Genomic DNA, 13,078 nt, shown 5'->3' on the forward strand with positions numbered 1-13,078 from the left:
TGACGGCGTCTTACGACTCAGCGAGGATTGTGTTATTCCGCGTTTAGGCGGTCCATTAGTAGTTAGGCGGCAGCGCTTGGCATCTTTGGTGGCTTCTGTCTTCGGCAACACCTTGGTGGTTTACCGGCCGGCTCCGGTACGCGGTCTTTGCGTAACAGCGATCGTCCCGTTTACCACTTCGCCTTACAACGTCACCACTGCGCTGCGCTCAGTGCTTTGGCCTCGGTTGCTCTGCGCGGCAACGCTCCCTTAGCAAGCCACGTGACTTCGGTTGTGGCATGCTTGGCCCAGCGATGGTCGTGCTGGGGAGCAGAGGTCATGCGTCACTGCTCTGCGGCACCACCGTCTAACTATTCATTCAGGCCGACGCCGCTTCGCGGCGCAGCTTAATTCAGGCGTTAGGTCTCATGAAGCCGGTTCTCCCAGACATCTTCTGCGATTTGAACGCACGCATGACTGACAATGGCTACGCTTTGACAAGGGGCTCAATAGAAGATCTGGCACGCCTTGGACTCACTCCAGAGCGAGCAGTCGGAATACCGTTTACTTTCAACGGCGGCGATGACACTCCTGATGGAGGCGATCCAGTCGAGATCGTGTTTGATGGAACGATAGAACGGGATTCAAAGTGGGGTTATCTTGCAGTCTCGGATCCGAAGGGCGTTTACTGGCGGGCCAAGACATGAGGCCTAACAATTCATTCAAGCCGAAGCCGCTTCGCGGCTCGGCTTAACTCAGGCGTTAGCCATTAATAGCAGCATCACCGATGACCCGAGAAGAAGCAGCTGCGTTAGTGAACTCCGCGATTGATCAACTCGTGCAGAACGACTCTGCGCTGCTTGATCTTGGCGTGACAGAGCGTTCGCTCTCGTATCGACTGGCTCACTACATCGCGCTATCGGAGGCTATTCAACCGCCACTAACTGTGGACTGCGAGTACAACCGCCACTTCGGAGACCCCAAAAGACTCAGGCTGCCGCCTCGCAAAGCCTTGGATTGCGAGATTCGCGCAACGACAGTCTTTCCGGACATTCTGGTGCATGAACGCAACACGGATACGAACAATCACGTCGTGCTGGAGCTTAAGAAGCCTGGAGAAGACATCGCCTATGACGAGCTCAAGCTTCGCGCTTTCCGTGAGGAGCTTGGGTACACGCATACGGCACACGTCATCATTGGCCGTGCAGCCAACGGTACCATAGTCCGCGAGGTCACGTGGATTGATGGCTAACTATTCGTCCAAGCCGACGCCGCTTCGCGGCGCGGCTTAACTCAGGCGTTAGACCTTGCCATGAACAACTATGCGATCTGGATGTTGCTGCTAGCTATTGCCACGCCAGTCGCTGGCGTCGTTGGTTTTGCTATCCAGCTTCGGCAAGTCAAGAAGATCCGCCTCGAAAATGAAAAGCTACAACTTGAGATCGCCGTCCTAAAGGCTAGCGCGACTGCAGCAGAACAACGAGTCGTACTCCCTACCAATCGAGAAGTGCTTAACATCACGCGCCCTGACGGTCCGCTCTTCAGCCGGCCTGATCCAAATCCTGATAGAGAGAAGACCCCTTGGCCAAAACCATCTCTCAAAGAGCGCTTCACAACTCTGGCTTTTGGCTTAGTATTCTTGCTTGTAGCTCTGTATTTGCTTTATGAACTTTACCGCTTAGCCTCGTGGCTTTGGGGCAAGGTCTAACAATTCATTCAAGCCGAACCCGCTCCGCGTGTCAGCTTAACTCAGGTGTTAGCGCCCACGGGAGCGCCGCTTCCAAATGACGACAACAGCAAACGACGCTGAATTGAGAGACTGCTGGGAAAGGTCAATATTTGCCTACGGCACCGCGGAGGTTTTCGCAAAGAGAGCACGCAGCTACCGTAAGCTGCTCAATGCAATATCTGCCTTAGGCATCGCAGTCCCGCTCCTGCTTGGCGGTGCGGTCATGACCTACGGCACAACCATGCCTTATCTAGCACAGGCCGCATTTGTAGCGGGCAGCGCTGGTCTCGTCCAATTGTTACTCAGCGGAATGTCCTTGATTTATAGCTGGCCATCGTCGTTGGAGTACGCTTTAGATTCCAGCATAGGAAACAAGGCAATCTCTGAAAAATTCAAACAATTAGGGTCGCTGGCTAGTAACTTGCCGACGGACTTTGACGCGCGTTATCGGGAGCTGATCGCCGCTGACGACGCGCGACGAGCGCAAGACGGTAAAGTTGGAGTTAGCGACAAGGAACTGCGGCGCGGGCATCGTGCAGCGCTTAGGCAGTTTCAACGAAAGTGTTCAGGGTGCGGAGTTGTTCCGCTAAGCATGCAATCAACCGATTGCGATATTTGTGGGAGATTCGAATGGAAAGCGAAGTAGCAAAGGTAATACGTGGCTGGATCAGCTTGTCGGCAAGTGAGCGCCGCGAGTTCCAGAGCTTTGTAGAGCAATACGAGCGCGGCGGCAGCGCCGCACAGGAGTCACTCCGCGAAAGCGTGTATAGCTCAGTAACCAAACTTCAAACTGGCCCGCTGGGTGGTACATGTCCGTGCTGCGGCAAGTAGGCGGGCGCTAACAATTAGTTCAAGCGGACGCGCGAAAAGCCGCGCGCCGCTTAACTCAAGCGTTATGCCCTCTACCGAAAGGTCACTAGATGGCGAAGTTTTCTTCACGGCATGGCTATGATCCGCGCGACTCAGGACCCGAGCGGTTGGAAGATGCGCCCGAATGGATGCGCATTCAGTACACCAATGGCGTCCTCTCCCCGCTAACGTACGTCGACGACGACTCGCGATACCAAAACCGGGAAGACGCCCCGCTAGGCATCAAAGCTTTAGGAGAAAAGTTCTTTGTCGCCCTGCGGCAAGAAACCGATTCGAATTTGTACGATTCTTTTTATTGTTGGGAGACCCTAAAAGATCTCGTACGCGGCGTCGAATGGTATCACTTCTATGACTTTGTTGAGATCGTTGGAACCGAGCTCCGTAAGGCGAAGCCACAACACCCCAAGTTCTCGTTCGAGCAGTATCGAGCCAACGTAAACGACTTGTTCTCCGAGAATCGCGTCGCCTGGCGGCTAAATGCGGCGGGCGAGCTACAGCGGGAAATGCCGGGTGCGCTTCAACAGCTGAACGAAAAGACGGATGCCGCGCTCAAGGATGAGTTTGAGCCGGCGCGAGCCCACTACAGAAAGGCATTTCGCTACACGTTCGAGCGCCCAGTTGATCCGGAAAACAGCATCAAAGAAATCGTTTCGGCGATCGAGAGCGTCGGAAAGGTCTTTTACCCTTACGCGTCCACGCTCGGTCAGGTAATTAAGGAAATGCGCGCAGAAAACAAGCTGCCTTCAACCATGATTGCCGTCCTCGAGAAGTTCTACGTCATGTCGAACGCGGAGCCAGGCGTACGCCATGGAAGCGACAAGAAGTCGAACATCAGTGTGCAAGACGCCGAACTTGCACTCCATCTTGGAGTGGCTTTCATCCGCTACCTCATGGCAAAGTATGGCAAGAGTGCCTAACAATTCGTCCAAACCAATGCCGTTTTCCGGCATGGCTCAATTCAGGCGCTAGGCCTCCGAATGACGACTTACTCCGACCGCTGGGAGCGCTTCCTAGATCCAGATGTTGTTAGGCCGTCACTGTTCCTCGCGGCCATGTTCATCACAACGTTCGAGATCCTCAAGGACTCGATCGTTGACCGCATCCGCGACTTCTACTCGATTGGCTTCGGCCCAGACGGGGCGACCGTCTCACCGGGGTACCAGCGTGAGGTTCTGAGCCGCAACAAGAGTCCTATCTACGCATCGCTTGGCTGGCTTCAAGAGCACGAAGCCATCACGTCAGAAGACGTAGCGATCTACGAAGCAATGAAGGCAACACGCAACTTGCTTGCGCACCAGCTTTTCTCCGTGGTGACTGGGCAAGTCGAGTCCAACCACTCGCAGCAGTTCGATCAACTTGTTGGACTATTGCGCAAGATCGAAGTGTGGTGGGTAGTCAACATTGAGGTTCCAACAAACCCCGACTACGATGGCCAAGACATAGACGAAGCAGGCATCGTTCCGGGACCGGTTCTCTCACTCCAAATGCTTATCCAGGTAGCATCGGGCAGCACGGAACTCCTTGAACACTGGCGCAAGATGGGCAATCGCGCGGCGGGGGCCTAGCCCGTCGGTCGAGGCGACACCCAACGAGTACTGGGGTCAGAGTGCACTTTCTTAGAAATGCACTCTGACCCCCATTCTCCAAGAGTCTCTAGACCATGTATCAGTATCAGCGGCTCATGCGGCGACGCGGTTCCAATACCTACTCAGACAACGAGCGTCGCCAGCTTCTTGAGCTTCTTGAGACTGCTCCTGGGGTGGCGGGCGTTACTCTCATTGAGAGACATCCCCGGGGCGGTTACCGCGTAAAATTCGAGTTGTCACGTGACTCAATTGATGCGTCGTCTCACTACTTGATGAGCATGATTGGATGTCAGTGGTGTAATCGACGGGCTGACTGGCACGCGGCCTAACAATTCATTCAAGCCGAACCCGCTTCGCGGGTCGGCTTAATTCAGGCGTCAGGACACTGCGGATGATTCTTTACCATTTCACTAGGCACCAGAATGTAGCATCTATACAAAAACTTGGAATTTATCCAGGGAAATTTCCTGGTAGCGAACTTGCGGCTTTTCAGTTGGTCTCTTTGACGTCCCGATTGAGCCCACTTGGACATGGCTTATTTCGCGGAGAGACAATTCATGAAGGCACCAGAGCCTTTGATGTGCTTTCTGGAATATTTCGACAGCTCGTAGTTGGCATTCCACCTAATCGATCCATGAAGATGTTCGACCAAACTGAGGTGGCGATTGAGATTGAGATACCCTTGCCAGATCATAATTTGTGGGGGCTTTGGTACTTTGCCAGTCAGTTTATTTTGCCTCTAAAATCGACTGAACAGGATCTCTTTATCGCGGCCTCGCTTGCGTCGGCTGACTTTCCTTGCAATGACGCTTGTAACGCTACGCTTGATGCCCGAACCATCTTCTATCGACCACTTGTTCGAGCCGGTCTAATCAACAATAGGGGGTGGCACTTCTACAACGGCGCAGTGTCGCCTGCACTGATTAATCGTGTACTGTATCGCCAATCCGACGGGTCGTACGCGCCCTAAAAATTCATTCAAGCCGAATCCGCTTCGCGGCTCGGCTTAATTCAGGCAATAGTAACGGGGTCAGGTTAACTTATATTTCTGCGCGGATGCTCTTTCCCGCTTGACATTCGGGGACGCCAGTAGCAATCTCTTCCCTAAGGAGCGTAGAAACTCCTCTAACAGCGGCACCCACCTCCGACAAACCGGTGGTTTTTTTGTGCCTGATCCTCAGGCACAACCGACGCGATGCCTACGCCGGGAGGGCGGCTAATACAACACCCTTCGAGGAAATACGCCCGCCGTCTGTTAGCGGTTTCTAACCTCCCGACATCCCGTCGCCGGTCGGCGGCGGTTTTCTGGCCGTCAAGGAGGGCTTCGCCATGCATCAATCGTCATCCCGTCCCGCCCCTGCGCGCAAGCGTGCCACGCGCAAGGCAACCTGCTGCCCGAACTGGACCATCGTCGAGTCCGAGCTCATTCCCATGCTGACGCCCGAACAGATCGCTGCGGCCGACGCCGCCGATCTCGCCCGCCAGCAACGCGCCCCGCGCCGCACACGCCCGCCGCAGCACTGCACCGTCGGCTGCGGCCATGCCGCCAACGGCAAGCGCATGCCCGCGTTGCGCCTGGCCGGCCGCTGGATGGAGGAACTGGGCTTCGCCATCGGCAAGAAGTTGCACGTCCGAGTGCGCGACGGCGAACTGGTGGTGAGCCTGCCCACCGAGGAATGACGCGGGCGTCCTGCACCTGCTGAATAAATGGAGTCAGAGTACACTTTGCCCGTGTACCGGCACTCTAGAAGTGTACTCTGACCCCAGTTCTTAATGAATTACGGACGTGATGATTAGCAAGGGTTTTCGATCACTTGGGTGTTTTGGAACATCATTTCTGCTCCAGATGGCGTTTATGGCAATGCATATGGATGTTGCCGTGGCGGCGGAAAAGCTGAGAAATTCGGTGCCATCTCATGACCAAGCTGACGAGATTGCAACTCTCATTGCACTCTTGGCAACACCTAACGATAAAATCGACTTAGCAAAGGCAAAGATCACCATTGATCGACTCATCGACCCAACTATCAATTCCGAAGAAGTTTTAAATCGAATAGATGCTCTTGCGCAAAGAATAAAATACCGCTTTCCAATAGGAGCTACCAGTCAAGAAAAATTGGAATTGCTGGTCTCATCCTTGGCAACGCCCGGCCCGTGGAATGACTACAAACCTTTCGCCTACGATCTTGATGACCCGTATGGTAGAAATATTAAGAACAAACTAATATCAACCTATCTTGATACGCGCAAAGGAAATTGCGTATCGATGCCTGTATTGTTGGTAATATTAGGGCAAAAACTAGGCGTCGATATTAGTCTCGCCACTGCGCCCGAACATGTCTTGGCAAAATTTAAAAGTGATCAAGGCCAATGGATCAACATTGAGGCGACGAGTTTTGGAACGAAAAGCGATATGAGCTACCAAAAAGATATGGGCATATCGCCAAAAGCCTTGAATAACCACGTCTACTTGCGCCCTCTCAATAGACGAGAATCGATTGGCGTAATGATGGGAACTCTCATGGAATTTTATGGGCGCAACGGTCAGCAACATAAGCGGATTGATATTTCAATGCTGGCTTTGAAGGTCAACCCCAAAGATACCTTAGCGATGCTGCAGGCAGGGAACGCTTATTACAAGCTCATGATGCAAGCAAAATCCGCCGCGCCTGATGAAAAGCTTGCAGCATTGAGGGAAAAAAATGTAATGTGGTTCCACAAGGCTGAGGCGCTAGGATGGGTTGAGCCTACTTCCGCCCAAGATGCTAGCTACATAGAAACCATTAAACGGACGAAATTAGGCGCAAAGGATTAAAAATTATGATCAAGCCAGTGTTCTTGTTTACTGTCTTGTTTGTTCTTGTGGCCGGCAGCGGGCATGCTGACGCCCGCTATGTGCAATCTGATCCGATAGGACAGGTGGGCGGGGTTAACACATATGCTTATGTCGACGGGAACCCTTTAGATTTTGCAGATTCGTTGGGGCTAGATCGACAAATTATCTTCTGGAACCCGCTTCCAAATCCAGGGTCAATGTTTGGACATGTGTCGTCAGTTGGCGGTAATGGCCAAAACTATTCTTTCGGCGAACTTGGGTGGGATACAACTTATCCAACTGCGGATAAATACATACAACGACAAACACAAAAGGTAGGCCGAGGCGGCCTGGGCGTTATGATTGAAATGAACCCTAAACAGGACGCGAAATTTGATGCTTGCATGGCGGGTGAAAAAAGTAACCCGACAATGGGCTCTTACAAGTTGCCCAGCAACAACTGCACAACGGCGGCACAGGCCTGTTTGGTCCAAGCCGGCGTGCCTGTCCCCATGTCCATGAGCCCAGCACAGCTTCAAGAAAATCTTTTTGATGCCAATCTTGTGAAGTCTATTATTCACTACAGGCCTGGCCCATGAAAATCTCTAGCATTCTGATGTTTGGGTTAACCACATTTTTCCTGGGTACATGGATCACTCTGGCGTCGGTGAGCTTTTCAGCCAAGACACTGACTACTACCCCTATTTATCAAGACATATCCGCGCAAAATATCGTTGCGCAAATGCCGCCTTCGACAAGGCTTGATATCATTCATTGCTTTGATACAGGCAGTGATTTTTTTTACGCAGTCAAGTCCGATACGGGAGCTGAGGGATATGTTTATGAGTTGAGCATGAATTACAAAAGATCTTGGCACATGCCCAGCTTTCGCAAGCTTTTCAGTAATCCAATTGCTAACATTTCATGCCTGACAATGACGAAAAATTGGGATGTCAATTAGAATGGCGACAGGGCCGATAATGGATTAATTTTTACTCTGGCGAAAATTTCAATCCTAACTATTTCAGTCGCTTGACATCCCAAGCAAGTAGCGGAATTTCAAGTTAAAGAATGTAGAAGCTCCTCAGACAGCGGTAACGACCTTCGATAAACGGGTGGGTTTTTGTGCCTGATCCTCAGGCACAACCGACGCGATGCCTGCGTCGAGAGGGTGGCTAATACAACGTCCTTCGAGGAAATACGCCCGCCGCGTTAGCAGTTTCTAACCTCCTGATATCCCGTCGTCGCTTGGCAGCGGGTTTCTGGCCGTCAAGGAGGGCTTCGCCATGCATCCACCGTCATCCCGTCCCGCCCCGGCGCGCAAGCGTGCAACGCGGCAGGCAACCTGCTGCCCGAACTGGACCATCGTCGAGTCCGAGCTCATCCCCATGCTGACGCCCGAACAGATCGCCGCGGCCGACGCCGCCGATCTCGCCCGCCAGCAACGCGCCCCGCGCCGCACGCGCCCGCCGCAGCACTGCACCGTCGGCTGCGGCCATGCCGCCAACGGCAAGCGTATGCCCGCGGTGCGCCTGGCCGGCCGCTGGATGGAGGAACTAGGCTTCGCCATCGGCAAGAAGCTGCACGTGCGCGTACGCGACGGCGAACTCGTGGTGAGCTTGGCCGCCGAGGACTGACGCGGCCATGTTGCATCCGCGGCACCGTCGCTCGGCCCGCCGCGCCTGTGGCCGCGGCGTGGGCGGGAGCGCATCGCCGCGCGTCTGGCGCAAGCGGTAGACTTCTTCCCACGTCGAACACTGTGGCTGAGATGACCGAAGAGAATCCTACCAAGCTCCATCAACGCTGCCTGTAGCTACCCCGACACATCGGCGCTGATGTCGACAAACAGGGGTCAAAGCGCGTCCTCTAGTGCAATACCTTTGAACGTTTACTCCCGAACCCAGTTTCTACCCACCCTGGTTAGCCCTTGCGTATGCTCCTTCATGACTACAACGGGAAAGGCATGTGGAGCGTTGAGGCCGTTCAGGAGCGCTACCTAAAGCATTGCGCGCGTCTGTGTGTTCAGACGCCTCGGGCGCTTGAACCAACGGTCTACAAACGGCCTGGGACGACATGGATCTATCCGGTCATGGACCCCGTCATAGAGGGCATCGTGGCTGGAGATCCGGCCTGTGCTTTGCTCGGTGTCGAATTCATAGAGCAAGACAGCACATTTCCATTTGGGCGGGTGCTCAAGAGCAACGCCGCGCGGGCGCTAAGACGTACTGAGCTGTCGCCGGTGCTCAAGACCCGCATTAGGCATCGGGTAGCGTCCATGCTGGCTGCAGGCAACACGCCACGGGAGTTCAAGGAGTACGCCCGCCTGCTACGCAAAGTCGGCTTTGAGGAAATTTGGCCAAAAATGGCAGCCGCAGCACCTGTAGGTAACAAGTACGCTATGCGTTACTTCACATATTTTCGTGCCATCCAAGAGCGGTCCTCCAACGAAGTGATCGCTGAAAAAACTTGAGGAACTGAGGGGATAGACGGTAGTTCCTCTCTCAACCGATGTCCAAAAATGGAAGAGGCGGCACCGACGGCAAGCGCATGCCAGCGCTGGGCCTGGTCGGCCGCTGGATGGGGGGAACTGGGCTTCGCCATCGGCAAAAAGTTGCACGCGCGCGCGCGACGGTGAACCGGTGGTAAGCCTGACCGCCGAGAAACGATGCGGCCTCCTACACCTGCTGCGCTGCCGATCAGTCCGCCACGCCGGCGGCCGCGGCCCACGCTTCGCAGCGCGGATCGTTCAAGCGTTAGACTCCTTCCCCAGGCGTAGACCCCTTGTGGCTCCAATGACCGAAGAGAATCCTTACCAAGCGCCAGCAACACGCTCTGCCGCTACCCCAGCAGATCGGCGCTGGCGGATCGCGGTACTTCCTTTCGTGTGCATTCAGGCGCTGCTGGCGGCGCTATATGCACCGATCGCCCTCGAGAAGTTCCGCAATGGCGAAATCAGCGCAATCGACCTCTTGCTCTGGTTGTTGGCCAACGTCGCCCTGGTGTTTGGTGGGTTTCGTCTTCTGCGCAACCCCAGGAAGGCCAGCTATCTCTTCGCCACCTCGTCATTGCTGGCAGTTGCCGCTTACCTGCAATGGCGCCCGCGTTTTGTCCTCATTGGGCTGGTCATCGCCGTGTTGCCAGCCTGATAAGCCTCGTGTCTTCCTATCGATTGGCAAAGATCTAACCGCCCGGTCAGGCCCAAACCGCTTCGTACGCCGGACAACCAGGGTGACGTACATGCCGCGTATCGTTGTTACTTCAATCAGGATCCTGGCGGTCTTCGCTGCGGCGCTGGCAGCCAGTCCCGTGCAGTCGACATCGCTTGACTGGCGAACGATCGCATTCAAGCAAGGGCATCCGCTTGAGGGGGAGAGCCTTGAGCAATCATTGGATAACTCGGCTAAAAGTCAAACCGAGAACTTACGGGTGAACGTCTCGATCTTGAGAGAGTATCCAAATGTTCCCTACGACCTGATGGGCAGAGCAAGCGAGCTCGAGTGTAGTCCTGCATCCTGCATGGCGTTATCGGGGCGTCGCGCTCAACTTGTGTATGACTATCTTCTGGAGCAGGGAATTCCCGCTTGCCAGATCAAGTCAGTCATAGCAGCCGGTACCAACAGCCCGATCGCACTGCCTAGCGAGGATGCGTCATATGACAGGCGCGTAGAACTGCTGGTGACTCGCGGCGAGTCCTGCGGATTGCCATGAAACCCGGGGAAGATGGGCTTATTATGTTAGTATGTAGTGATATAGGAGATCATGGAGTTCCAAGGTGGCAGTGAAGATTAAAGATAAATTCGCCATTTGGCTCTTCCCCTGCGCGCTACTGATTATTTTCCTATTTAGTGTTTTGACGATTTGGCTGTCAAATTTTACGTTTCCGGGTCGCGAAGCTTATGTAGCCTATGCTGGTGTCGTAGCTTCCGGAGTTTTAGTGCTCATCTGTGTGCGTCCTTTTACCAAGGCTGTAGCTAGGAAGCTAAGAAATTGACCGAAGGTAGAGGGATGGAGGAAGTTAGTTCCTCTTGGCCTTAACTCTCAACCATGAACTGACGCTACGAGTAGCAAGGTCTAGACGAACCGCCTGCATCCATGCTGAAAAGGACGGGATGCCTTGGAGCCTGGGATGATTGACGGCAGTCAATGACTCGGCAAGGATCGTCGATCGCCACGTCTATCGGTCCAATAACAGTTGGCGTCCATGCCCCGATCTCTCGCTCTTCTGCTGCCTTTGCTCCTCGCGGCATCGAATGCTGCGAACGCCAAGTGTCTGCCAAGTCAGCCGGCGACGGTTCGGCTCACTGGCGTCCTTGAGCGCGTCACGTTCCCTGGTCCACCCAACTACGAGAGTGTCCAGAGCGGCGACGCGCCCGAAACCTACTACGTCCTGCGATTGCCAGCGCAGGTATGCGTGCTCGATTCCGATCAAAGCGTCATCTCGGCCAACCGCCTGCAACTGTTTCTGGAGCCGGGGCAATACGACGTGTTCCGACCTCAGCTCGGCAAGCGCATTACGCTGCCGGGAGAACTGTGGCCGGCTGAAACCGGGCACCACCACACGCCGCTGATGTTTACGCCGGCACGCGACAAGCTGGGTTAGCAATTCAAAGAATGGGGTCAGAGCGCACCTCTAGTCGCAAACGAGCTACGGCGCGGCAGCCTTGACGTCATACACCACCACGCGTTGCCACAGGTGCTCGCAATCTGCGACGAATTGCTTGTGAATGGGGTGCACCTGATAGGCGTTCTGTCCGGCGACATCGTCGAAGAACAGGAGTTCCGAGGCGCTGTAGCTGCCATCGACCACGCCGCGTTGCTCGGTCTCCGCGGGCACGCCGATGTGGATGCCGCGCACGGTGTCGATGCCGGCCAACGTGCGCAAGCCGGCGAGCAGCTTGGTCAGATCTTCCTTGGAATCCGGACGCTTCAGCCAGAAGAACACGTGGTGCACGACTGGCGGGAACGCTGCTTTGTTGGCAGGCGTGGATGTGGCCGCGTGGGAGCCGGTGGCTACCACGCCGGCAGCCAAAGCGGTGGCGGCAACGATGAGATCCCGGCGCGTGCGATCGGTCATGATCAGGCCCTTCCGTTCATGGTCTGCGGGCCTGCGAGTATAGGACGGCAAGAACGCGCTCGGCTTCACTTGAGAGGAACTCAGCCTGACCTCGCTTTTCTGCGTCTATCCTTGACGGCCCACGGCTGGTCGAGGATCGTTTCAATCAATCGCCATGAGCACCTTCCAATTCCAACCGCGCTGGAAAGAAGAACTGGTCTGCACCGGCCCGGGTGGCGCGTTCGTGCTGGACTTCCCGATGGGCGTGCCGACCGTGTATGCGCCGACCGAGCATGCCTGGGCGCAGAGCGCGCCGGCGTGGGCGCAAGCGCTGTGGCCGGTGTTCAAGGCCGAGCTGGAGGCCTGGTGCCAGGCGCATGACGTGCAGTTCTTCCTGGACGGAACGGCGAAGTGCTACTGAGCGGCGGGCGGAAAGCGCCAGCAGCAGGGCCCAGGTTGGAAGCAAATGGATTTTCGGAGTGCACTGGCGCCGCCTGCAGGAGTTCCGCCGTTGTGGCCATATCGCCCTCGATCGCATGAAGACAATCCTCCTGCTGTGCTTCGTCGCGATGGCGTCGGGTTGCCATGGCGCCGGGCCTGCACGAGACAAAGACGGGCAGGACCAGGACCGCGCCATCCGGTTGTCAGGATCCGATTGCCCCCAAGGCATCGGCCCTACCAAGAGTGTTCGCCTCGAAGATCTTTTGGCGAACGCGCCGGCCTACGAGGGCCGCAGCGTCTCGGTGACTGGCTATTACAACCACGGTTTCGAGCACTCGGCCCTCTATGCGTCTCCTGGTAGAGATCCATTTGCCCGAACGTTCGCTGACGGCATCTGGATAAACGGCATCTCTCCCTTTTCGGACGGCAATGGACAGCACATCGGTGTCACAGGAAGCTTCTCGGAAATCTCCAAGGGACACCTGTCGAAGTGGTCCGGCTCGATCTGCGTGACCACGGTGGCGCTGCTTGAGCGCGATGCGCCACAGGACTGAGCGGGCCATGCACCGCGGCGCATGGCCCGCCGACAGGTCCTGCCGACACGG

At 55.5% G+C, this 13,078-nt stretch carries 19 protein-coding genes; 18 read left to right on the forward strand and 1 reads right to left on the reverse strand.

The genetic code is table 11. The annotated features are described in order from the left end of the window. Positions 1-407 precede the first annotated feature (407 nt). From AB3X08_RS00245 to AB3X08_RS00320, 16 genes are all read left to right on the forward strand, one after another. Positions 408-686: a hypothetical protein gene (locus AB3X08_RS00245; protein ID WP_369935395.1), complete on the forward strand. Its 279-nt coding sequence runs from the start codon at positions 408-410 to the stop codon at positions 684-686. 80 nt (positions 687-766) lie between these two features. Then, positions 767-1,231, forward strand: coding sequence for a hypothetical protein (locus AB3X08_RS00250; protein WP_369935396.1), 465 nt, complete (start codon positions 767-769; stop codon positions 1,229-1,231). A 60-nt stretch (positions 1,232-1,291) separates the two neighbouring features. After that, a complete protein-coding gene (locus AB3X08_RS00255) occupies positions 1,292-1,687 on the forward strand; it encodes a hypothetical protein (RefSeq protein WP_369935397.1) in 396 nt (131 codons plus the stop codon). Between the two features lie 76 nt (positions 1,688-1,763). Then, positions 1,764-2,354, forward strand: a complete 591-nt coding sequence (locus tag AB3X08_RS00260; RefSeq protein ID WP_369935398.1) for a mobilome CxxCx(11)CxxC protein — start codon at positions 1,764-1,766, stop codon at positions 2,352-2,354. A gap of 274 nt (positions 2,355-2,628) precedes the next feature. Next, positions 2,629-3,495, forward strand: a complete 867-nt coding sequence (locus AB3X08_RS00265) for an AbiJ-NTD4 domain-containing protein (protein WP_369935399.1) — start codon at positions 2,629-2,631, stop codon at positions 3,493-3,495. Between the two features lie 60 nt (positions 3,496-3,555). Further along, the gene (locus tag AB3X08_RS00270) at positions 3,556-4,143 is read left to right on the forward strand and encodes a hypothetical protein (RefSeq protein WP_369935400.1); all 588 of its coding nucleotides are present in this window, start codon (positions 3,556-3,558) and stop codon (positions 4,141-4,143) included. 1,452 nt (positions 4,144-5,595) lie between these two features. Further along, positions 5,596-5,844, forward strand: coding sequence for a SymE family type I addiction module toxin (locus AB3X08_RS00275; RefSeq protein WP_369935401.1), 249 nt, complete (start codon positions 5,596-5,598; stop codon positions 5,842-5,844). Between the two features lie 109 nt (positions 5,845-5,953). Continuing rightward, complete coding sequence (locus tag AB3X08_RS00280; RefSeq protein ID WP_369938622.1) at positions 5,954-6,979, forward strand: transglutaminase family protein; 1,026 nt, start codon at positions 5,954-5,956, stop codon at positions 6,977-6,979. A gap of 5 nt (positions 6,980-6,984) precedes the next feature. Next, the gene (locus AB3X08_RS00285) at positions 6,985-7,578 is read left to right on the forward strand and encodes an RHS repeat-associated core domain-containing protein (RefSeq protein WP_369935402.1); all 594 of its coding nucleotides are present in this window, start codon (positions 6,985-6,987) and stop codon (positions 7,576-7,578) included. Then, on the forward strand, positions 7,575-7,940 hold the full coding sequence (locus tag AB3X08_RS00290; protein ID WP_369935403.1) for a hypothetical protein: 366 nt from the start codon (positions 7,575-7,577) through the stop codon (positions 7,938-7,940). The genes AB3X08_RS00285 and AB3X08_RS00290 overlap by 4 nt, the downstream gene beginning before the upstream one ends. Positions 7,941-8,265: 325 nt before the next feature. Continuing rightward, on the forward strand, positions 8,266-8,616 hold the full coding sequence (locus tag AB3X08_RS00295; RefSeq protein WP_369935404.1) for a SymE family type I addiction module toxin: 351 nt from the start codon (positions 8,266-8,268) through the stop codon (positions 8,614-8,616). Between the two features lie 452 nt (positions 8,617-9,068). Then, on the forward strand, positions 9,069-9,449 hold the full coding sequence (locus AB3X08_RS00300; RefSeq protein ID WP_369935405.1) for a hypothetical protein: 381 nt from the start codon (positions 9,069-9,071) through the stop codon (positions 9,447-9,449). 322 nt (positions 9,450-9,771) lie between these two features. Beyond that, complete coding sequence (locus AB3X08_RS00305; RefSeq protein ID WP_369935406.1) at positions 9,772-10,125, forward strand: hypothetical protein; 354 nt, start codon at positions 9,772-9,774, stop codon at positions 10,123-10,125. Between the two features lie 91 nt (positions 10,126-10,216). Beyond that, positions 10,217-10,687 (forward strand): OmpA family protein, encoded by a 471-nt coding sequence (locus AB3X08_RS00310; protein WP_369935407.1) that lies wholly within the window; start codon positions 10,217-10,219, stop codon positions 10,685-10,687. Positions 10,688-10,751: 64 nt separating this feature from the next. Next, a complete protein-coding gene (locus AB3X08_RS00315; RefSeq protein WP_369935408.1) occupies positions 10,752-10,970 on the forward strand; it encodes a hypothetical protein in 219 nt (72 codons plus the stop codon). A gap of 210 nt (positions 10,971-11,180) precedes the next feature. Then, entirely contained in the window at positions 11,181-11,579 is a 399-nt protein-coding gene (locus AB3X08_RS00320) for a DUF4431 domain-containing protein (protein ID WP_369935409.1), read from the forward strand. Positions 11,580-11,624: 45 nt separating this feature from the next. Here AB3X08_RS00320 and AB3X08_RS00325 read toward each other — a convergent pair whose 3' ends face one another. Continuing rightward, positions 11,625-12,053: a Dabb family protein gene (locus AB3X08_RS00325; RefSeq protein WP_369935410.1), complete on the reverse strand. Its 429-nt coding sequence runs from the start codon at positions 12,051-12,053 to the stop codon at positions 11,625-11,627. Between the two features lie 154 nt (positions 12,054-12,207). Between AB3X08_RS00325 and AB3X08_RS00330 the strand changes: the two genes are divergently transcribed. Together AB3X08_RS00330 and AB3X08_RS00335 are read left to right on the forward strand one after the other, a co-directional pair. Then, the gene (locus AB3X08_RS00330; RefSeq protein WP_369935411.1) at positions 12,208-12,453 is read left to right on the forward strand and encodes a hypothetical protein; all 246 of its coding nucleotides are present in this window, start codon (positions 12,208-12,210) and stop codon (positions 12,451-12,453) included. A gap of 58 nt (positions 12,454-12,511) precedes the next feature. Continuing rightward, positions 12,512-13,027 carry a hypothetical protein gene (locus AB3X08_RS00335; protein WP_369935412.1) on the forward strand — a complete coding sequence of 172 codons (516 nt, stop codon included), beginning with the start codon at positions 12,512-12,514 and terminating at the stop codon, positions 13,025-13,027. Positions 13,028-13,078 lie beyond the last annotated feature (51 nt).

Source organism: Xanthomonas sp. DAR 34887, from assembly GCF_041245805.1.
Taxonomy (GTDB): domain Bacteria; phylum Pseudomonadota; class Gammaproteobacteria; order Xanthomonadales; family Xanthomonadaceae; genus Xanthomonas_A; species Xanthomonas_A tesorieronis.

Bases quoted from the DNA above. Each gene is read 5' to 3' on its own strand.
- AB3X08_RS00245 (WP_369935395.1), top strand. From the start codon at position 408: ATGAAGCCGGTTCTCCCAGACATCTTCTGCGATTTGAACGCACGCATG.
- AB3X08_RS00250 (WP_369935396.1), top strand. From the start codon at position 767: ATGACCCGAGAAGAAGCAGCTGCGTTAGTGAACTCCGCGATTGATCAA.
- AB3X08_RS00255 (WP_369935397.1), top strand. From the start codon at position 1,292: ATGAACAACTATGCGATCTGGATGTTGCTGCTAGCTATTGCCACGCCA.
- AB3X08_RS00260 (WP_369935398.1), top strand. From the start codon at position 1,764: ATGACGACAACAGCAAACGACGCTGAATTGAGAGACTGCTGGGAAAGG.
- AB3X08_RS00265 (WP_369935399.1), top strand. From the start codon at position 2,629: ATGGCGAAGTTTTCTTCACGGCATGGCTATGATCCGCGCGACTCAGGA.
- AB3X08_RS00270 (WP_369935400.1), top strand. From the start codon at position 3,556: ATGACGACTTACTCCGACCGCTGGGAGCGCTTCCTAGATCCAGATGTT.
- AB3X08_RS00275 (WP_369935401.1), top strand. From the start codon at position 5,596: ATGCTGACGCCCGAACAGATCGCTGCGGCCGACGCCGCCGATCTCGCC.
- AB3X08_RS00280 (WP_369938622.1), top strand. From the start codon at position 5,954: ATGATTAGCAAGGGTTTTCGATCACTTGGGTGTTTTGGAACATCATTT.
- AB3X08_RS00285 (WP_369935402.1), top strand. From the start codon at position 6,985: ATGATCAAGCCAGTGTTCTTGTTTACTGTCTTGTTTGTTCTTGTGGCC.
- AB3X08_RS00290 (WP_369935403.1), top strand. From the start codon at position 7,575: ATGAAAATCTCTAGCATTCTGATGTTTGGGTTAACCACATTTTTCCTG.
- AB3X08_RS00295 (WP_369935404.1), top strand. From the start codon at position 8,266: ATGCATCCACCGTCATCCCGTCCCGCCCCGGCGCGCAAGCGTGCAACG.
- AB3X08_RS00300 (WP_369935405.1), top strand. From the start codon at position 9,069: ATGGACCCCGTCATAGAGGGCATCGTGGCTGGAGATCCGGCCTGTGCT.
- AB3X08_RS00305 (WP_369935406.1), top strand. From the start codon at position 9,772: ATGACCGAAGAGAATCCTTACCAAGCGCCAGCAACACGCTCTGCCGCT.
- AB3X08_RS00310 (WP_369935407.1), top strand. From the start codon at position 10,217: ATGCCGCGTATCGTTGTTACTTCAATCAGGATCCTGGCGGTCTTCGCT.
- AB3X08_RS00320 (WP_369935409.1), top strand. From the start codon at position 11,181: ATGCCCCGATCTCTCGCTCTTCTGCTGCCTTTGCTCCTCGCGGCATCG.
- AB3X08_RS00325 (WP_369935410.1), bottom strand. From the start codon at position 12,053: ATGACCGATCGCACGCGCCGGGATCTCATCGTTGCCGCCACCGCTTTG.
- AB3X08_RS00330 (WP_369935411.1), top strand. From the start codon at position 12,208: ATGAGCACCTTCCAATTCCAACCGCGCTGGAAAGAAGAACTGGTCTGC.